Origin of the sequence: uncultured Ellagibacter sp., from assembly GCF_934617235.1 — a bacterium.
GTDB lineage: Bacteria > Actinomycetota > Coriobacteriia > Coriobacteriales > Eggerthellaceae > Ellagibacter.
In genome coordinates this window covers 1-19,331 of sequence record NZ_CAKTTZ010000029.1, presented here as the reverse complement: position 1 = coordinate 19,331, position 19,331 = coordinate 1, and the positions used below count along the sequence as shown (strand labels likewise).

Genomic DNA, 19,331 nt, shown 5'->3' with positions numbered 1-19,331 from the left:
ATGCAGGGGTTGCAGGAAAAATGCCGATCGGCCTCGCTTGCGCGGGGCGGCGAAAGGATGAAAGCTCATGCCCAGTACAGTTCTCGTCGGTGCCCAGTGGGGCGACGAAGGCAAGGGTAAGATCACCGACCTCATTGCGAGCAAGTACGATTACGTCGTACGCTACCAGGGTGGAAACAACGCGGGTCACACCGTTATCCATGGCGACAAGAAGCTGGCGTTGCACCTGATGCCCTCCGGCGTCATGTACGAGAACGCCATCCCCGTCATCGGCAACGGCGTTGTCGTCGACCCGGGTGTGCTCGTGAAAGAAATGGCGATGCTCCAGGCTGAGGGCATTTCGTGCAAGAACCTGAAGATCAGCTGCGACGCGCATGTCATCATGCCGTGGCACAAAGACCTCGACGGTGCTGACGAGAAGAGCCTCGGCGAGCACAAAATCGGAACCACCAAGCGCGGCATCGGCCCGTGCTATCAGGATAAAGCGGCTCGCAAGGGCATCCGCATCCAGGATTTGTTCGATGAGAAGATCTTCCGCTTGAAGGTTGAAACCGCTCTCAAGCAGAAGAATCCCGTTTTGAGCAAGATCTACGGCCTCCACACCTATACGGTCGAAGAAATCTGCGAGGAATACCTGCCTTACGCGCGCATCCTGAAGCCTTACATGGCTGAAACCGCGCACATGCTCAACAGCGCGCTGCGTGAGGGCAAGTCCGTGCTGTTCGAGGGCGCGCAGGGCACGCTGCTCGACATCGACCATGGCACTTATCCCTATGTGACCTCCTCTTCTTGCTGCGCGGGCGGCGCGGCGACGGGCTCGGGCGTGGGTCCTGTGAATATCGATCGCGTGCTCGGCATCGAGAAGGCCTACGTGACGCGCGTCGGCGGCGGCCCGTTCCCCACTGAGCAGCGCTTCCCCGAAGACGGCGGCGTGGGCGAAGAAGCCGAAAATGGTGAGCTTCTGTGCTCTGTGGGCCACGAATTCGGCGTGACCACCGGCCGCAAGCGTCGCTGCGGATGGTTCGACGCGGTCATCGCGCGCTATGCCGCAGAGGTCAACGGCCTCACCGACGTGGCGCTGACCAAGCTCGATGTACTTTCCGCCTTCGACACGATCAAGGTGTGCGTCGCCTACGAATGCAACGGCAAGCGCTACGACTATTTCCCCATGCAGCAAAGCGTGCTGTTCCATGCCAAGCCCATCTATGAGGAGCTTCCTGGCTGGAAGGGCGAGGACATCACGGCGTGCAAGTCCTTCGAGGAGCTGCCCGAAAACGCGCAGAAGTACGTTGAGCATCTTGAAGAGATCACGGGTGTGAAGATCTCGATCGTGGCGGTTGGCCCCGATCGCGATCAGACCATCATGCGCGGCTGGTAAGCTATGGGGTGCGCGGGCCTTACGGCCCGCGCAACGAGCCGCCGCTGCGCGCGGCTCTGGCGGCGCAGCTGGCGCTCCAAAGATTTCTTACGTACCTTAAAGTACGCGTCGAAATCTTTTCACGCCAGCTGCACTCGCCAGAGCCGTGCTCGTTGACTTTTGTTCGACCTGCGGGTTTCGTGGTTCGGCTCGTGAGCTTTCCTTGTTTGTATTCGGCGAACCTGGGAGAAAGGGTTTGTTATGAACATATTGGTGCTTGGCAGCGGCGGTCGCGAGCATGCGATCGCGTGGGCGCTTTCTCGCTCCCCCAAGTGCGATGAGCTGTTTGTCGCTCCTGGTAACGGAGGCACGGCGTTGGTCGCGACCAACGTTGGCGACGTCGACATGATGAGCGGATCGTCCGTGTTGGCGTTCGTGCGCGAGCGCGGCATCGACCTTGTGGTCGTAGGCCCTGAAGCCCCGCTTGTCGCGGGTGTCGCCGACGAGCTGCGCGATGCGGGGGTCGCGGTCTTCGGACCCGACGCTGCAGGCGCGCTGCTCGAGGGAAGCAAGGCACACAGCAAGGCGTTCATGGAAGAGCACGGCATCCCGACGGCGGCATATGCCACGTTCGATGCCTGCGAGCCTGCGATTGCCTACATTCGCGAGCAGGGCGCGCCCATCGTGGTGAAGGCAGATGGCTTGGCGGCTGGCAAGGGCGTCGTCGTCGCGTCGACGGTCGAAGAGGCCGAAGACGCTGTTCGCGAGTGCTTCGACGGCAAGTTCGGCGATGCCGGCAAGACCGTTCTCATCGAGGAGTGCATGACCGGCCCCGAGTGCTCGCTGCTCGCCTTCGTGGTGGATGGTAAGGCGTTCCCCATGGCCCCCGCTCAGGATCACAAGCGCGCGTTCGACGGCGACGAGGGCCCGAACACGGGCGGCATGGGCGTTTACTCGCCGGTGCCCATCGTGACCGACGAGGAGATGGCGTCTATGGTGGCCATCATAGACAAGGCGGCAGCTGCCACGGCGGCGACCGACGGCACGCGCGATTACCGCGGCGTGCTCTACGGCGGCTTCATGTTGACTCCCGCAGGGCCGAAGATCGTGGAGTTCAACGTGCGCTTCGGCGATCCCGAGACGCAGGTCATTCTCCCTCGCCTGAAGACCGACCTGGTCGACGTGATGTGCGCTGTGGCCGAGGGCCGTGCCGACGACGTGTCGCTCGAGTGGGCCGACGAATGGGCGGTATGCGTCGTGCTCGCGAGCGCGGGATACCCGGGCACCTACGAGAAGGGCAAGGTCATCTTGGGAATCGACGAGGCCGAGACGCTCGATGGCGTGTCAGTCTTCCACGCAGGGACCAGCCATAACGCCGACGGCGAGCTCGTCACGGCCGGCGGGCGCGTGCTCAACGTGGTAGCGCTCGGCAAGACCTTCGAGGAGGCTCGCGAGCGCGCCTATGCTGCCTGCGACCTCATCAGCTTCGAGGGTAAGCAGTTCCGCACCGATATCGGCGCGAAAGCCGCACGCGGCCGTTCCGCCTGGGGATAAGAACGTTACGAACTTGGACCCCGACGCTTAACGCCGTGTTCGAGCAGTTTGGACTTGCAAGGACGGCCCTCTGGGTTGCCTGCCGTGAGGAACTGCGTGCGGTACAAGCGTCGGAGTTTGAATTTCGGCCCCCTTACGAGTGCGGCGCCGAAGGCTATATAACAGGGAAGAAGTTAGAATATGCTTTCTGAACGAATGCTGAGCACGGTGGTTCGCGCGTGCTCGAATCAATATCTGAAGCTCACGCCGACCGATGACGTGAAGGTGTTTCCGCCAAAGCCTGGTCAGCGCTACATGCTCTATATGCATGTGCCGTTTTGCGAGCGCTTGTGCCCGTATTGTTCGTTCAACCGATTCCCGTTCAAGGAAGAGCGCGCGAAACCCTACTTCGCCAACATGCGCAAAGAGATGATGATGCTCAAGGATTTGGGCTACGATTTCGAGAGCGTCTACATCGGTGGAGGCACGCCTACTATCATGATCGACGAGCTGTGCGAGACGATTGACATGGCGCGCGAGAACTTCTCCATTAAGGAAGTGTCGTCCGAGACCAACCCGAACCACCTCATCCCGAGCTACCTCGAGAAGCTGAAAGGGCGCGTCGATCGCCTTTCCGTCGGCGTGCAAAGCTTCGATGATGGCCTGCTCAAGCAGATGGATCGCTACGAAAAGTACGGCTGCGGCCAAGAAATCATGGAACGCATCCAGGAGGCAAGCCCGTATTTCGTGTCCATGAACGCCGACATGATCTTCAACTTCCCCGCGCAGACCGAGGATATCCTGATCAACGACATCGAGCGCGTGATCGAAAGCGGCGCGAGCCAGACCACGTTTTACCCGCTCATGGCGTCGCCGAGCGTGCAACGATCCCTCGCGCGCACGGTGGGCAAGGTTGACTACAAGCGCGAGCAGCGTTTCTATGAGATCATCTGCGAGCTTTTGATCGGCGGTGACAAGCCGCTGTTCGAGAACGGCAGCGCTTGGACGTTCAATCGTCTGGGCACGGGTGCCGCAGGCGACGACGCGATGATCGACGAGTACGTGGTCGACTACGAGGAGTACCCGGCAATCGGCTCGGGCGGCATCACGTATCTGGGCGAGAACATGTACGTGAACACGTTCTCGGTCGGCCAATACAACGAGAAGATAGAGAGCGGCCGCATGTCCATCATGGGCAAGACGCATTTCTCCAAGCGCGACCGCATGCGCTATCGCTTCATGATGCAGCTGTTCGGCCTTCGTTTGGACAAGAAGCAGTTCAAGGAGGATTTTGGCTGCTCGATTGAGGTGGGTCTTCCCGCCGAGATGGCGTTCATGACGGCTGCGGGCGCTTTTGCCACGAACAACGACGAGGAAATCACGCTGACGCCGAAGGGCCGCTACCTTATGGTGGTCATGATGCGCCAGTTCTTCATCGGTGTGAACAATCTGCGCGATCAAGCGCGCGCGGCACTTCCGGGCGAGGAAAAGGAGCTTCTGTTCGGCTGCTAGGACGGCGTTGGGCCGGCCGTATGGAGCACAACCCGTAGTTGGTGGTCATTTGAGCGAGTTGTGCGCGCCTAAAATGTCGAAAAGGGGCGAGTATCTGCGAGCAAAAGGGGCTTCGGCAGCAAAAGGCCTGGTCGCAACTTTTGCTCGCTGAGCGTCAAGCGAAACGAATGTCGCATAACTCGCTCAAATGACCACGAAGTCGCTGTACTCCTATAGAGAGGGCGCCCGATGAGCGTAGTTACCATCGTTTCCAGCGCTCCGGCGTATGTGGGCGGGGTGTCCTTTGCGCTTTTCCTTGCGCTGCTCGCCTGGGCGAGCGCGATAGACTTGCGCGAGAGGAGGATTCCCAACAAGCTGGTGGGCGCGATCGCGGTGCTTTGGCTTGCTGCGCGCGTGCTGCTTGTTGCGATGGTCCTCGCCTGCTCTGCTGGTGGTTTCGACGTGGGTGCGCAGGCTTGGCTTAGGGGCTCGGTTGCCTCCGTTGCGACCATGGGGCTTGCTCCTTTCGGCCTGACGCTTGGCGATGGGGTTGTGGGGGCGCTTGTGCTCGGGGGCGGCTCGCTTGCGGCTTCGCTCGCGTTCGAGCATTTCACTCAGCGTCCCTCCATGGGAGGCGGCGACGTGAAGCTGCTCGCGGCGGTCGGCTTGTTCCTCGGATGGGAACGGGGGCTGTGGTGTTTGTTCGCGGCGTGTCTCGCCGTTCTCGCGATGCAGGTGGTCTCGCGCGTTCGCAAAGACGGGGGAGGGGTTGGCTCCCGTACGTTTCCGTTTGCCCCGGCGATTCTCGTCGGCGTTTTGGTTGCCTCGATACTTTGAAAATAGTTGTTGACACGCTTCACCGTTTGCCATAAAATACTATCTTGCGTTTGCTCGAACGGATTCTCCGCGAAAGGCAAGCACTTATGGTCAGGTAGCTCAGTTGGTAGAGCAGCGGACTGAAAATCCGCGTGCCGAGGGTTCAAGTCCCCCTCTGACCACCATAAACTCAAGGCCCCGCTTCGGCGGGGTCTTTTGTATTTCCAGCTCATTTGTCGAGGTTCGCGCACGTCCTTTCGAGTGGAGCGAGGGGGCGAACCCGGTGCTGGCGGGCGTCGCTACGACTCGATCACGTTGCTGTCGCGGGTGACGAAAATCGCCTTGCGGATGGCGGGGTGCTTGCGGGCGAATGCGAGCCCTTGCGCGGTGCCAAGTGCGAGCAGGGTGGTGGAATAGCCCTCGGCGTCGATCGATCGGTCGGCGACGACGGTCACGCCTGCCACGTCGGTCTGGACGGGCATTCCCGTTTCGGGCGAGAGGATATGGTGGTAGAACTTCCCGTCGACCTCGCAGCAGCGCTCGTAGATTCCGCTTGTCACGGTCGAAGCATTGCGAATCGGCAGCGCGCCGATGATAGCGCCTTCCTCGCGGGGGTCGCGGATGCCGATGTTCCATGGCGCACCGCCGGGTTTCTCGCCGTGCGCCACCACGTTTCCTCCTAGGTTGATAAGGAAATTCTCCAAGCCCTCTTCGATGAGCGTTTGCGTGAAGCTGTCGGCGATCCATCCCTTGGCGATTCCCCCGACGTCGATTGCGGCTTGCGGGTCGTTTATCTGGGCGAGGTGGCGCCCGCCGTCTTCCCATACGCGGACGCCGCGCCAGTCGACGTGGCCGATCGCCTCGCGAAGGGCATCCTGCGAGGGGATAACCGCGCGCCGCAGGTCCCAGAGCTGCACGGCGGTGCCCATCGTGATGTCGAATCGGCCGGCGCTGTCGGCGCAGTAGGCAAGCGCGCATTCCAGAAGCTTTGCCGTGTCGGGTGCGATTTCGACGGCGCTGCCACCTGCCGCATTCACACGAGCGATATCGGAGTGGGGAAGCGTCCTCGAGAAGAGCCGCTCGAACCTGCGCGCATCCTCCCGCACGCGTTCGAATGCGGCGAGGCAGGTACGCTCGTCCGCAAACGCCTGCAGCGTGATCGCCGTATTGAACGCGAAAAATCGCTGCGTGACCAGGCCCGCCTCGTTGGGGCCGCTCGTTTCGAGGAAGTCCTCTTGGGGAATCGCGTCATGTGCCGCACTATCCATGCTGTCTGCGCTCCTTGTAGTACGCGACGGCGATTTGCGTTCGGTTCTTCAGGCCCATCTTCGAGAGAATGCTGCTGATGTTGTTGCGAACGGTGCCCTCGCTCAGGTATGCCGTCGCCGCAATCTCGCGGTTGTCCAGGCCTTGTGCAACGAGGCACGCCACCTCGTATTCACGCTCGGTCAGGCAGGCGAAGGCTGCGGGGCGCACGGGGTTTCCTTCGCCAGCTGCCCCGCCGGGCCCGCCAGACCCGCCGGATCCGCCAGACCCGCCAGACCCGCTCGCCCCGTCGATCGCGGCGGCTTCTCGCTCCTCGTTGAGCGCCTCCACCTCCGTTGCGAGGCGCTTGTTTTGCGTGCGCAGCGCGATGGCTTGCGACTCCATGGCGTCCCGGGTAAGATGCGCAATCGCCTGCCGTGCGGCGGAGCGGCTCGTGCGAGCGGAAAGCGCGATCGATGCCGCTAGGGCGCAGGCGAGCTCTCCCGTCGCGAGGGGCGCAAGCCCCTGCGTTGCCGCGCAGGCGAGAAACGGCACGACCGCAAGCGCGCAAAGGGCTCGCAAGGCGTTCGGCTCGTGGGCGCACCGGGTGCAATCGTAGGCGATGAGCGGAGTGAAGGCGGCTGCGGCAGGAGCCACGCAGGCGATAAGGCAATATGCCGCATGCGTCGAGAAAACGGCGGGGCGCGACGACGCCTCGCGCAAAAGCGCGCAACAGAGGGCTCCGAGCATAGCTACGGCAAAGGGGAGTGCCTGCTCGTAGTTTCCCTGCGCCATCGAGACGGCGCCTTCCCCCGAAAGCTCGCAACCCGCAACGGCCAAACAGCATGCGAGAACGATTGCCTTGTCCGTGATTCTGTCCATGGCTGCATGGTACCAAACCTGCGCGCCCCTTTTCTCCGCGCGTCTTCATGCACATGTGGCCATTTGGTAAAAACACACTTTACCAGCGGAAATATAAAGGAATGACAAAAGTCACTGGCTTGAAAGGCGCACTTGCCGCACTATGGAGAAGGCGGGAAGGCGCAACTTCGGGCGCACCCGCAATCGGGCCCTCTCATTTCGAGGCCCATTCGTTGGGAAGACTTGCAGGAAGGAAGCGCGATGAGCGAACTGCCGCATAAGGCCGACGGAAACGGCGCGCCGTGCGTGGTCGAGGTCGACAATCTGGTGAAGCGATACGGTGATGTGCTTGCGCTCGACCACCTCAACCTGCGCATCGGGCAGGGCGAGGTGTTCGGGCTTTTGGGACCGAACGGGTGCGGGAAAACCACGGCGATGAATTGCATTCTGCAGCTTTTGACCTATGACAAGGGGGACATCCGCCTGTTCGGCGAGAAGATGTCGCCCGTGCGCTACGACCTGAAGCGCCGCATCGGCGTCGTGCCGCAGCAGGTCGCCGTGTTCGACGAGCTTACCGTTGCCGAGAACGTCGACTGCTTCTGCGCGCTGTACGTAAACGACAAGGACGCCCGCCGCGAGATGGTGGATGAGGCCATCGAATTCGTCGGGCTCGAGGATTATCGCCGGATGCGCCCGAAGAAGCTCTCGGGCGGTCTTCTGCGCAGGCTGAACATCGCGTGCGGCATCGCGCACCGACCCGAGCTTATCTTCTTCGACGAGCCTACCGTCGCGGTCGACCCGCAGAGCCGCAATTCCATCTTGGGCGGCATCTTAAGGCTGCGCGACGAGGGCGCGACGGTGGTCTACACGAGCCATTACATGGAGGAAGTCGAGCAGATCTGCTCGCGCATCATGATCATGGACGGCGGCCGCATTTTGGCGCAAGGGACAAATGACCAGTTGAAGCGCATGATTTCGGTGGGAGAGAAAATCGTGGTGGAACTCCCTGGCGTATCGGATTCCCGCGGCAAGGCTGCGGCGAGCACCGTTCGCGAGCTTCCCTCTGTTATCGAGAGCGTGTTCGCGGACGGCGAGATCCGCGTGTCGTGCGAGGCGAGCGAGCATAACCTCATGGATGTGCTCGGGGCGCTTGGCGCCGCGCGCGTGCGGGTGGGGCGCGTGTACTCCGATCCGCCAACGCTCAACGATGTGTTCCTCGAAATCACCGGCCGCGAGCTTCGGGACTAGGGGATGGCCATGCGTGCGCTTTATTGCCATACCGTGCGAATGCTGCTGCGGCAGCGTGACATCGTCATCTGGGTGCTGGCGTTTCCGCTGATCTTGGCGTCGCTGTTCAACGTGATGTTCGCCCACTTCGACGAGTATTACCGCGCCGATCCCGCGCCGTGCGCCATCGTTGCGGACGAGAACTACCACTCGGATCGCGCCGTCTTCTTCCGCGAGATGCTCGAGGAGGTGTCGAAATCAGGCGATGACCAGCTGCTTGTCGTGACCGAATATCCCACAATCGACGAGGCGCAGGCCGCGGTGCTCTCAGGCGATGCGGCGGCGGCAATTTGGCTTGACGACGAGGCGCTGCCGTCGATGTCGGTGTCGCCGCTTGCCACCGACACGCTCGACCAGAGCATCGTGCGCGCGGTGCTCGATCAATATCGTCAGATCTACGGCGAGATGAAGCAATCGTTTTTGCGCGGGGCGTCTTCGGGCGCGGGCGCTGCGAATGCGCCTGTGGGTGCCGACGTCGCGGCCCCCGCCGATGCCGTGACCTCCGAGGCGACTCCCGCCGACGCTGCCCTCGCGGCGCCGTCGGACGCCGACATCGCGGCCTTCGCGCAAAGCCCCGAGGCCGCAAGCGCAGCTCAGTCGTTCATGTCGGACGCGGTGAAAACGCAACAGGTCGAGGTGCTGCGCTCCGCATCGAGCGGCACGGTGCGCTACTACTATGCGCTTCTGGGGTTCGCCTCGCTTATGAGCATCACGGTGTCGCTCGTCGCGGTGTCGGCGACGCGCGCGAACACCGCCGCGGTGGGGGCTCGTCGCCAGGTGTCGGCGATGTCCCCCGCCCGCCAGCTCCTCACCGCCATGGCCGCGAGCTTCACCGTTTCCTTCCTCGCGCTGCTTGTGGCCTTTGCGTTCATGCGCGTGGTGCTTGGCGTGGAATTCGGCGGACGGGAAGGTCTCGCCGTGGTGGCGCTCGCGGTGTGCGCGCTCATGGCGACAGGGCTGGGCGCGGTTCTGGGCGCTATCCCGAAAATGCCCCAGTCGGGCAAGCTTGGCCTGGCCACCGGCGTGACTTGCTTCTGCTCCCTGTTCGCCGGATTGTACGGCGAGCCTGCCATGCAGCTTTCCGACCACCTGTCGCAAAGCGCTCCCTGGGCGTTGGTCGTGAACCCGGCGGCCGAGGCGGCAAACGCGTTTTACGACTTGACCTATTACGATACCCTGCAGCCTTTCTTCACGACGCTTGGAGTGCTCGCCGTGATGGCGCTTGCGTTCCTCGCTGTTGCGGCGCTGCTGATGAGGAGGCAGAACTATGACCGTCTTTAAGCTTGCCCTCAAGGTTGTGGTGCGGCATTGGCAGTATCTTCTCATCTATGTGGTCGCCTTCACCGCTATCGCGCTTGTTGGGTCGGGGGCGCTCCAGACGTCTGCGCCGGGGGAATTTCAGGAAGATAAGCCGAAGGTGGCGGTGGTCGATCGCGACAACACGACGCTCTCCGAGGCGCTCGCCGATTGGGCTTTGGCCGACGCCGTCCCCGTGTCCGTGGAGGACAGCGTCTTCGGGCTGCAGGATGCCGCGGCAAAGGACTTCGCCAGCTATGTGCTTATCATCCCCGAAGGGTTCGAGCGCGATTTTCTGGAAGCGGCGCGGACGGGGGCTGATGCTCCGGCGCTCGAGACGGTGGTGAGCTACCAAGGCGCACGCGGCGCACTTGCTGACCAGCGGGTTCGCTCCTATGTCCAGTCGCTCTACGGGTTTGCGGCGACGGATGCGCAAGGCGATGCCGCGGGAATCGTCGAGGCAGCCAACGAGGCGTGCGGAAGCGAGACGCCGGTCGAGCTCGTTTCGGTGGAATCGGAGGGCATTCCTGCGGACTATCTGAACTATGCGGCGTTTTCCGCCTATGCGCTGTTCGCGGCGCCCTCCATCTTCATTGCGGCGGGCTTGGCGGCGCTTCAGCGCACCGAAGTGCGCAGGCGCCTGACGGCGGGGCCGGTTCCGAGTGGTCGCTACGGGTCGCAAATTCTGCTGGCATGTGTTGCGATTTCCCTGTTCGTTTGGGCTTTGGTGGCGGCGATCGGCCTTGTCGCGATGCACCCGATTCAGACAGGTGCTCCTCTTCCCGGGATTGTCGTAATCGTGTCGGCGCAGCTTGCCTTCTCGCTTGTCGGCGGCGCGGTGGGGTTCCTTCTGTGGCAGATCGGCGCGAGCGAGTCGATGGTAAATGGCGTCGGCAATATCGCGGGCCTCGTGTGCAGCTTTTTCAGCGGCGCGTGGATTCCCCTGTCGGTCATGGGAGAGGGCGTGCGGGTCGCCGCCTCGTTCACGCCGTTCTTCTGGGCGACTGACGCGATGACGATGGTTGCGGAAGCGCCCGACATCACGGGCGGCGTCCTTGCGCAAGCGGGCGGCGAAATCGGCGTGACGCTTTTATGGGCCGTCGTGATCGGCATTCTCGCGGTCGCGCTCGGTCGAGTCAGGCTGAGGGAGCGCGGCGTGTAGGGGCCGGGGCGCTCCGTGTCCGGGTCGCGTTCGCGCCCCCCCGCTCGCGCCTGCTCTCGTGGTCGAACGCCCCCGCCGGATCGCGTTCGCGGTCGCTCGCCGGGTCGCGTTCGGGTTCGCTTCCTATCCTTTCGCGAGATTGCTTCGCTCAGGTGGCGTTTCTTCGTATGCTTCGGGTTTCCCTTGCGCTACACTGTTCCCCATGAAGACGGGGCAATTCAAACAATCGAGGGTGCGGAAATTGACCGCAGATGAGCTGGCCGAAATCGACCAGGCGGATTCTCCTGCGCTCAGCATCCTTTCACGCTGGGCAAACAAGAAAATGCAGTGCGCGCATTGCAAACGTTGCACGCTTCGCTGCGAGGTGCTGAAGGAGCCGGGCCTTGACGTGGGCATGGTTCAGGAAGCTTACGAGCGCATCATGTCCCTTCCCGTCGACGAGCGCCCCTCCGCGGTGGCCGAGCTCATGCAGGCGAACTACGACATGTACCACGCGCTTCGGCGCTGCTGCTTCTGCGGCTACTGCACGGCCGACTGCGCGGTTCATATGCTCGCCCCCGACCGCATGCGCGACTGGCGCGAGCTGTTCATGGAATCGGGGCTCTACCAGCCCGAAAAGCTCACGATGGTTGACAACGAATGGCACATCTTCAGCGCTTACCGCGCCATCTTCGGCATTGGCTATCCCGAAATCGTCGCACTGCGCGACGCGGCTGCGTATGAGCCGGGAACGTTCGACACGGTGTTTTTCCCCGGCTGCTCGCTCGTGAGCTATGCGCCCGATTTGACTCGTCGCGTGGGCGAATGGCTTACTGCTGCGGGATTCAAATGGTGCATGTCCGACGACTGCTGCGGAAGCCCGCTCATGAGCGCGGGGTTCTTCGACCGCGCCGCGGCGCATCGTGAGAAGATTTTCGACCAGATAAAAGCTGCGGGCATCACGCGCATGGTAACCGTTTGCCCTGGTTGCGGTGAGGAATTCGCCGATCTTATGGCTGACGACATCGACATCATCCCGCTGCCCGAGCTCATCTTGGAGCGCGGCCTGGAAATGGAACGCGCCGCGGGCCTCGCCATGCGCGCGGACGGTATGCCCGAAGATGTCGCCGCCGCAGTTCGCGCTGCGGGCCTCTCTCCTGCCGAGGTGCCTTCCGTCACCGTGTTCGACTCGTGCCACGATCGCCACGATGGGCGCCATGGTCGGGCGATTCGCGGTGTGCTGCGCCGCTATATGCCGCAGGTTGAGATTCGCGAAATGGACGAGCGCCGCAAGCAGACGCTGTGCTGCGGAGCCGGTGGCGCGGTTGCGGGCTACGACCCCGACATCACGAAGCGCCGCGTCATGCGTGTGGTGGACGAGGCTCACTCGACGGGGGCGAACACACTTGTCACCATGTGCCCCACCTGCACGTACACCATTGCGCAGGAGAACTTGTCGGCGACGCCCGACCGCGTGATCGACAGCCATAACTACCTGGAGCTGTTCTTCGGGCAGACCATCGACTGGGCGGTCGTATTCGATCAGCTCGGCTCCATGTGGACGGGTGAATACGGCCCGTGGCTGAACGCCACGTTCTTCTCGTAAGGAACCTTCCGGCTTTTGCTCCCTTCCCCCCTCTCTCTCCTTCGGCGAAGGACTATTTTCGGGTTGCGCGTAAAAGGGCTGGTCAACGCTTTGGTTCGCATATATGAACCTAGGCAATCGCGCTCGCTTTCTCATAATGATGAGATGGATTGGCATCGATTTCCGACCGATTCGAACTCATTTCCCGAAAGCGAGGAGGCTCTCATGAGCAAAACGAGCAAGGCGAGAAGAAAGGTCCTGGCGTGCGCTCTCTCATGCGTGCTCGCGTTCGGGCTTGTGCCTGTGCCCGCGTTTGCGGAAGCGGCGACCGACACGGCAGCTGCAACCGACGCGGCGCCCGCAGTCGAAGACGCGCTCGGCGCTGCTGCTGCGGCGGCAGGTGCGAATGCGGCACCCGCGACCGACGCGACCGACGCAGCTGCTACGGCGCAGGACTCCGCAGCATCTGGAAAAGACGGCGTTTCTGCTGGGCAGGCGGCTTCAGGCGAGGGCATCGCGCTTCAAGGCGACGCATCCGAGGCGACCTACGATGCGCAGGCCGAGCGCTGGGCCACCTCGAAGGGCGTTGCGGGCTTGAAGACCGAAAACGACAACGGGTATGTGGAAGGGGAGGCCACGCCCGCCCAGATGTATTTCACTATCGATGAGCAGACGAGCGCAATCACCATCACCGGCATCGACGGCGGGGCGACTGCGGTCGAAATGCCCTCCTCGATCGACGGGCATTCCGTCGTCGCACTAGGGTGGGGCGCGTTTTGCGGCTCGTCGGTCGAGGCCGTCTCGCTGCCCGATAGCCTGGAGGCGCTTGGGGAAAACGCGTTCTACCAGTGCGCGAAATTGCGCACGGTGGCCTGGCCGAATAATCCCGCATTCACAACCATCTCCGCGGAGGCGTTCAGGGAATGCCCGCTGCTCGAGGATGACGTGGTGGCGGCAATCCCCGCGAGCGTGACCGAAATTGGGTACATGGCCTTCGCATACTGCGAGCCGAGAACGTACGTGCAGGGGGAAACGCCCGAGCCGTTCACGGAGATCGTCATTCCCGACTCGGTGAAGCGCATCGAGTCCGAGGCGTTTCGGTGCTGCAGCCATGTTCGCTCCATCACCATCGGGTCGAGCGTGGAATACATCGGCAAGCGCGCGTTCTCCGGAATGTCGGTAGGCGGCGCGGGCATGCCGTCGATTGAGGGCGTCGAGGTGACGCTTCCCGCGAGCTTGCAGTCTATGGGCGAGGACGCGTTCGACAACACCGTCATCCGCTCGGCGGCGGGGTCGACGACCTGGCTTCGCAACGCGGTCGTGCTGCGGGTTATGAACCCCGATTTTGCGTTCGAGGAATACGAGTACGGCGGCACGCTGGAATTCGACGGCAAGAAGTACGTGAACCCCTTCTCCATCGGGCAGACGATCATCGCTTACGACACCAACTCGAGCGGCGAGCCCTCGTGGATCAAGCGCTTCGCCGATTCGGTCGAGGGGCAAACCGACGAGCACAACCCCGACAAGCCCGCCTACACGTTCCAGTGGATGGAAGAGCAAGTCCAGGTCACGGGCACAATTCCCGCGGGCGCGAGCGCGGTGCTGCTGCAAAACGGTACGCGCACGGCGATCGAGGTCGCGGCGGACGGGTCGTTTACCGCGCCCGCGTTCACGAATGCGACGGCGACGGTGTGCGTCTCCCTCGATGGCTACTACGACAAGACCTTCACGCGCCAGGCTTCCGAGATGGAGGGAACCTGGGATATCGGCGTGCTTTCCGAGGGCGACTTCGAGAAGATTCCCGCCTCGCGCAACATGGCGGTGAACGTGATGGCGCAAACGGGCGTGAACGAGGCGGGCAGCCCCCTGTATGCCCCAATGGCGCTCACTGACGACCTCGCGCTTACGCTTTCGCAAAACGGCGTGGTGCTAAAAGAGGGCGAAGACGCCGATTACGTGCGCCAGAGCTGGGGAATCGTTCTGTCCGAAGCGCTTGCGGACGCGAACGAGCCGCTCGCGCTTACCGTTGTTCCCGCCGATGCGCTCAGGCTCGGGGGCGCGACGGTTTCCGCCAAACCCGAAGCGGGCTCCTTCGATGTGAAGCTCGCTCAGTGGGGCACGGCGACGGTGCAGGTGAAAAGCCCGTTTGCGGGCGCGAGCACGGTGATGGTGTTCGACTCTCGGGGCGCGCGCGTGGCGAGCGGCGACACGTCCTTTATGGGATACGAGGCCGATGGGGTGACGCCCATCATGAAGACGAAGACGCCGCAGCTCAAGGCAGGAACCTACACGGTGATCGCGGTGAGCCAAAGCGGTGTCGACCTCGCGACGCCGACGCTTTCCGCCTTCCTGCGCATGGGGCTTGAAGAGGGCGAGCAGTACGCGAAGGCGACCATCTCCATCGAAGATGGCAAGGATAGCTCCGTCGTGCTGGAGGCTCCCGCGTTCGACGTTTCCTCGTGGCGCAAGCAGGTCGGTGTGAAGACGTGCGGCTTCATCGCGCTGCGGAATTCGGCGGTCGTAGGTGGAGAAGTGTCCTTGCGCGCGAGCTATGGCCTGACCGACGGGGTCAAGGCCGAGAAGCTCATGCTGTCGCTCACGAGCGACCAGGTGGGAAGCCCTTGCGCCGCCGTGTCGGCACCCGGCGAATCGTATAGCATCATCAGCGGGATCGAAGGGTCGTTCGATGGCGGCTCGTTGTCGTTCAGCCTTTCGGGCGACGAGGCGAACGCATCGCGCGTGGTCGACATACGCGCTGTGCCGCTGCTCGAAGGGTCGTACAGCGTGAGCGCCTTGCTTGCGCTCAGCAACGGCAAGACGGTGCCTCTGGGGAGCGTCTCGTTCACCTCGATGGACGGCTTCATATCGCTCGATTCCGACGAGGCAGCGCTTTCCGGAAACAAGGCGCAGGTGTACGCGAAGCCCGGAACGTGGACGGCGCTCAGGGTTGGCGACGGGGCCGCCCTTGCGCCGAAGCAGACGAACGCATTGGGCTATGCGACCTTCGAATACGACCTCCCTGCCGGCGTGATCGTGAACGAGCGCGTGAAACTGACAGCGGCTCTGGGCGATTCTGCGGACGCCGCGAGCGCTGCCCTTGCAAACAATCCCTGCGATACCGCTTACGTGAGGTTCGTTCCCCGCGCGACGGTGGACACGTTCAAGGTGACGAATCGCGGCACAACGCAGACGCTCATCGAGAACGGCAAGGAGACGGGCAACGGCCTTATCACCCGTCATCAGTTCGCCAACAAGCGCAACGCCTACTGGACGTTCGATCTGACGCTGAGCGTTGCCGACGGCGTGCAGATGCAGGATGAGCTGTCGCTTGTCGTGCTTTGCATGGGAGGGCAGACGGTGCAGGTTCCCCTGAAGAAGCGCGAAGAGGGGCAGGGTACTGTGCGCTTCACCGGCGAATACGTCGATGAGAGCTACCTCGCGATGGTGAAAGACTACGAAGCCCAGGGGCTTACCGGGACTATGAGCCTCGGCGCGTTCGAGAACGTGTTCGTGCCGCAAACCTACGCGATTTCAAGTGCCTCGCTCGGTCTCGTGGCGATCGATGCCGATACCACCGTGAAGAAGGCGAAGGAGTCGGCTGACGAGAAGAACGCCCAGTTCAACACCGTTTTGGTGAAGGGGAGCGAAGAACTTGCCGAAGAGGCGCAGATAATCGACCAGGAGTTCGACGCCTTGATCGACGCGATTGCCGAGGATGCGGAGGCTGCTGGTGCAACCGAATCGGCAGAAGAGTTGGCTGCCGCCATCAAAAGCGAGGTCGGGAGCGCTTCCGATGTCATCACCGAGGGTGGCAATGCTGATGGCGTCACTATCGACAAGATGATCTTCGACGGTGCCTACAGCCCCGATGACGAATGGTATGCCGATTGGGCGGCGGCCGAGGCGAGCGCCGATCCCGAGACGAAGGCGGCCATCGCCGCTGTTAAGAACGCAGTTTCGCGCAACGACGCGTCGCTGCAGCGCTGCGAGGACGAGATCGGCAAGATGATCGGCGTGGGCTCGCTTGGCCAATACGGTTCATGGATGGAGGCATTTGTCGCCTCGCTTCAGAAGAATGCGGGCGTGAAGGTGAGCCGCAAGGCGGTCGACACGAGCAGCTATCGCGCGCTCGATGCCAAGTCCGGCTTCAAGGAGAGCGACGACGAGACGGTGAGCGGCTTTACCGCCTACTTCTACGAGGACGACGAAGAGGATCCGATCTACCTCGAGGCCGATTTCGAGGACATCGCCGAAAGCGACCAGAGCCTGTCGATCAACACGAACTCGGTTGCTCTTGCCGCAAGCACCTACGACAACATCGTCGGCATCGTGACGCCCTATCGCAAGGCGTTCACCCAGTTTGGCAAGACGGTCGGCGTCGATGGGCTTGCGGGCAAGATCGCGCGGAACCTGCGCCGTCTCAAGGGCATGGAAATCGAGGCCAAGATGTGGGGCGTGACGGCGAAGATGAGAAATCCGCTCGGCGCTGGCTTAGGCGCGCTCGACGCAGGCCTTTCCTGCTATGCTGCCAACGACGCCATCAACAACTATGCGGCCTCGTGGGAGGCATACAACCAGCTCAAGGGCGATCTTGAGGGGCTTAAACTCCAGCGAGACTACCTGTTGCGCAAGGAACCGAAGTCAGACGACGACTGGAAATGCATCAATGCCATGAACAAGGAGCTCTCCGAGGGCGAGCTCTTCCGCGATTTGCTCGAGGTGCAGGCGCACCAGGATGAGGCGAACGCGAAGATTGCCATCACGATGGCCGCAGGCGGTGCCGCGGCGACGCTCGCGAGCGGCGGCACGGCGGGCGCGGTGCTTTCGACCATCGGCGCCGTGAACGATGCCTCGTCGGTTACGGCGAACACGCTGCGCGCCGAAAAGCTCAATGCGGCCCAGGCCGATTACGAGTATGCCCAAGCGCTTCGCGAGCGCGCGTGCGAGGGCAAGATTGTGATGAACCCGAGCGAGATGACCGACGCCGAGCTTGCCAAACGCGCCGGTCATGGGGACGCGCACGCGCAGAACGTGCTCGAGGCGCGCTATGCCAGGTACCGTTCGAATGTCGCGGTTGACCCGTCGGGCTTCGTGTACGAGGCGGTCGAGTCGAACCTGGTCGAGGGCGCCACGGCAGAGATCTGGGTGGCAGACGACGATGAGGGAACGAACGCGCGCACGTGGGAAGCCGGCTCGTACGAGCAGGAAAACCCAATCCTCACCGACGCGAACGGCGCATTCAACTGGGATACGCCAACGGGTTGGTATCAGGTTCGCGTGACGAAAGACGGGTATGAAGAGACCCGGTCTGCGTGGCTTCCTGTTCCGCCTGCCCAGATGGGTATCATGTTAGGGCTCGTCTCGACTGAGGCCCCGGCTGTCACGCGCGCAAATGCCTACACCGACTGTGTGGAAATCGAGTTCTCGCAGTACATGGACGCAAGCGATGAGGCCACGGCGCAGCTTGCGGTGGAAGGCCTGCCAAGCAGCGCATCGTTTGAGTGGGTTGATGCGGCCCCGGGCGCTGACGGGAAGCCGCTTTCCCGCGTGCTGCGCATCAAGCCGGCAACGTCGCTTGCAGCGGGATCGGCAGTGAGCCTCGTGCTTTCGGGTGCGAGAAACTACGTGGGAGTTGGCGCTGAAGGCGGCGTGCACAGAAGCGGCGACCTTGTCGTCGGCGTGCGTCCGGCAGAGCTGAAACTCAATGTTGAGCAGGGGATATCCGTCGTTGAAGGCGAAAGCGCCCAGATTGTGGCATACGTGCATGACGCAAGCGGCAATCCGCTTCCCGGCGTGGTGGTAGATGCCGCGATCGACTTCGCCGAAATTGTCGTGTTCTCGGAGGACTTTGCGGTGACCGACGCCGAGGGCAAGGCGACCTTCGAGGTGTACGGCGTTCTCTCCGGGCTCGCGGGACTTATCGTCTCCGTTGGCGACACGACGCTTTCGAAAGATGTCGATGTGCGCGTTTGCACTGATCAGGTGCGCCCAGCTCGCCCCACGGCAACGCTCGGCAGCGTGGTGCTCGATGCTTCGGCTCCCAAGGAGAACTACGTCACGGTGCCACAGGGCACGAAGCTTGAACTCACCGCCGAAGAGGGCGCGACCATCTATTACAGCACGAACAACACGTGCCCCTGCCGCGACGAGGGCCGACAGATTTATTCTAGTCCCATCACCTTGACGGAGAACGGCTACTACCGCATCGCGGCTTACAAAGAGGGGCTGGAAGACGAGTATTCTGAGCGCTTGAACATCACGGTAACGGTCGAGGGCGCAGGCCCCGGCGGTGGCGAGGATCCCGGCCCCGATGAGCCCACGTTCAGCGACGTCGACTACGGGGAGTGGTACGCTCCTGGCGTTTCGTTCGTGGTCGCGAAGGGGCTCATGCGCGGCTATTCTGATTCCGATGCCTTCGGCGTGGGGAACAGCTTAACGCGCGCCGAGCTGGCGATGATTCTTTGGCGATACACCGACCCCGACGCTGCGGCCGCGTTCGTCGCCGAAGAGTCGAAGAACGAGACGGGCCTTCCCGATGTGGCGGACGGCGAGTGGTATACGGGTGCTGCGAACTGGGCTGTTTCCGCGGGCGTGATCAACGGCTACGAAGGGGAGAACGGCGAGCGCACGGGCTTCGGGCCGAGCGACCCGGTCACGTGCGAGCAGCTGCTGCTCATTCTGTACAACTTGAAGGGAACGCCTGCCGACCCGTCGTCGCT

General features: G+C 62.6%; 11 protein-coding genes and 1 tRNA gene. 10 read left to right on the top strand and 2 right to left on the bottom strand.

Translation table 11 applies throughout. The features are described 5' to 3' along the window. Positions 1–67: 67 nt before the first annotated feature. The 5 genes from Q0G85_RS06785 (at position 68) to Q0G85_RS06765 (ending at position 5,382) form a co-directional block, all read left to right on the top strand. Positions 68–1,378, top strand: a complete 1,311-nt coding sequence (locus Q0G85_RS06785; protein WP_297156032.1) for an adenylosuccinate synthase — start codon at positions 68–70, stop codon at positions 1,376–1,378. A 240-nt stretch (positions 1,379–1,618) separates the two neighbouring features. Further along, entirely contained in the window at positions 1,619–2,911 is a 1,293-nt protein-coding gene (gene purD, locus Q0G85_RS06780; protein WP_297156030.1) for a phosphoribosylamine--glycine ligase, read from the top strand. Between the two features lie 180 nt (positions 2,912–3,091). Beyond that, a complete protein-coding gene (locus Q0G85_RS06775; RefSeq protein ID WP_297156028.1) occupies positions 3,092–4,402 on the top strand; it encodes a coproporphyrinogen III oxidase family protein in 1,311 nt (436 codons plus the stop codon). A 228-nt stretch (positions 4,403–4,630) separates the two neighbouring features. Continuing rightward, complete coding sequence (locus Q0G85_RS06770) at positions 4,631–5,218, top strand: A24 family peptidase (RefSeq protein WP_297156026.1); 588 nt, start codon at positions 4,631–4,633, stop codon at positions 5,216–5,218. Positions 5,219–5,306: 88 nt separating this feature from the next. After that, a tRNA-Phe gene (locus Q0G85_RS06765) sits at positions 5,307–5,382 on the top strand. A gap of 114 nt (positions 5,383–5,496) precedes the next feature. On the opposite strand, the gene Q0G85_RS06760 is transcribed toward Q0G85_RS06765, so the two are convergent. Both Q0G85_RS06760 and Q0G85_RS06755 read right to left on the bottom strand, forming a co-directional pair. After that, positions 5,497–6,465: an FAD:protein FMN transferase gene (locus tag Q0G85_RS06760; RefSeq protein ID WP_297156024.1), complete on the bottom strand. Its 969-nt coding sequence runs from the start codon at positions 6,463–6,465 to the stop codon at positions 5,497–5,499. Continuing rightward, positions 6,458–7,324 (bottom strand): LuxR C-terminal-related transcriptional regulator, encoded by an 867-nt coding sequence (locus Q0G85_RS06755; RefSeq protein WP_297156022.1) that lies wholly within the window; start codon positions 7,322–7,324, stop codon positions 6,458–6,460. The genes Q0G85_RS06760 and Q0G85_RS06755 overlap by 8 nt, the downstream gene beginning before the upstream one ends. 240 nt (positions 7,325–7,564) lie before the next feature. On the opposite strand from Q0G85_RS06755, the gene Q0G85_RS06750 reads away from it, so the two are divergent. The 5 genes from Q0G85_RS06750 to Q0G85_RS06730 form a co-directional block, all read left to right on the top strand. Further along, entirely contained in the window at positions 7,565–8,551 is a 987-nt protein-coding gene (locus Q0G85_RS06750; RefSeq protein ID WP_297156020.1) for an ABC transporter ATP-binding protein, read from the top strand. 9 nt (positions 8,552–8,560) lie between these two features. Beyond that, on the top strand, positions 8,561–9,871 hold the full coding sequence (locus tag Q0G85_RS06745) for an ABC transporter permease (protein WP_297156019.1): 1,311 nt from the start codon (positions 8,561–8,563) through the stop codon (positions 9,869–9,871). Continuing rightward, the gene (locus Q0G85_RS06740; protein ID WP_297156018.1) at positions 9,858–11,048 is read left to right on the top strand and encodes an ABC transporter permease; all 1,191 of its coding nucleotides are present in this window, start codon (positions 9,858–9,860) and stop codon (positions 11,046–11,048) included. Before Q0G85_RS06745 ends, Q0G85_RS06740 begins: the two co-directional genes overlap by 14 nt. Positions 11,049–11,289: 241 nt before the next feature. Next, positions 11,290–12,633: a (Fe-S)-binding protein gene (locus tag Q0G85_RS06735; protein ID WP_297156017.1), complete on the top strand. Its 1,344-nt coding sequence runs from the start codon at positions 11,290–11,292 to the stop codon at positions 12,631–12,633. Between the two features lie 204 nt (positions 12,634–12,837). Next, a partial coding sequence (locus Q0G85_RS06730; protein WP_297156015.1) for a leucine-rich repeat protein occupies positions 12,838–19,331 on the top strand: 6,494 nt, incomplete at its 3' end.

Excerpts from the sequence above, each read along its gene's own strand:
- Q0G85_RS06760 (WP_297156024.1), bottom strand. The coding sequence starts at position 6,465 with ATGGATAGTGCGGCACATGACGCGATTCCCCAAGAGGACTTCCTCGAA.
- Q0G85_RS06785 (WP_297156032.1), top strand. The coding sequence starts at position 68 with ATGCCCAGTACAGTTCTCGTCGGTGCCCAGTGGGGCGACGAAGGCAAG.
- purD (WP_297156030.1), top strand. The coding sequence starts at position 1,619 with ATGAACATATTGGTGCTTGGCAGCGGCGGTCGCGAGCATGCGATCGCG.
- Q0G85_RS06745 (WP_297156019.1), top strand. The coding sequence starts at position 8,561 with ATGCGTGCGCTTTATTGCCATACCGTGCGAATGCTGCTGCGGCAGCGT.
- Q0G85_RS06775 (WP_297156028.1), top strand. The coding sequence starts at position 3,092 with ATGCTTTCTGAACGAATGCTGAGCACGGTGGTTCGCGCGTGCTCGAAT.
- Q0G85_RS06750 (WP_297156020.1), top strand. The coding sequence starts at position 7,565 with ATGAGCGAACTGCCGCATAAGGCCGACGGAAACGGCGCGCCGTGCGTG.
- Q0G85_RS06740 (WP_297156018.1), top strand. The coding sequence starts at position 9,858 with ATGACCGTCTTTAAGCTTGCCCTCAAGGTTGTGGTGCGGCATTGGCAG.
- Q0G85_RS06755 (WP_297156022.1), bottom strand. The coding sequence starts at position 7,324 with ATGGACAGAATCACGGACAAGGCAATCGTTCTCGCATGCTGTTTGGCC.
- Q0G85_RS06770 (WP_297156026.1), top strand. The coding sequence starts at position 4,631 with ATGAGCGTAGTTACCATCGTTTCCAGCGCTCCGGCGTATGTGGGCGGG.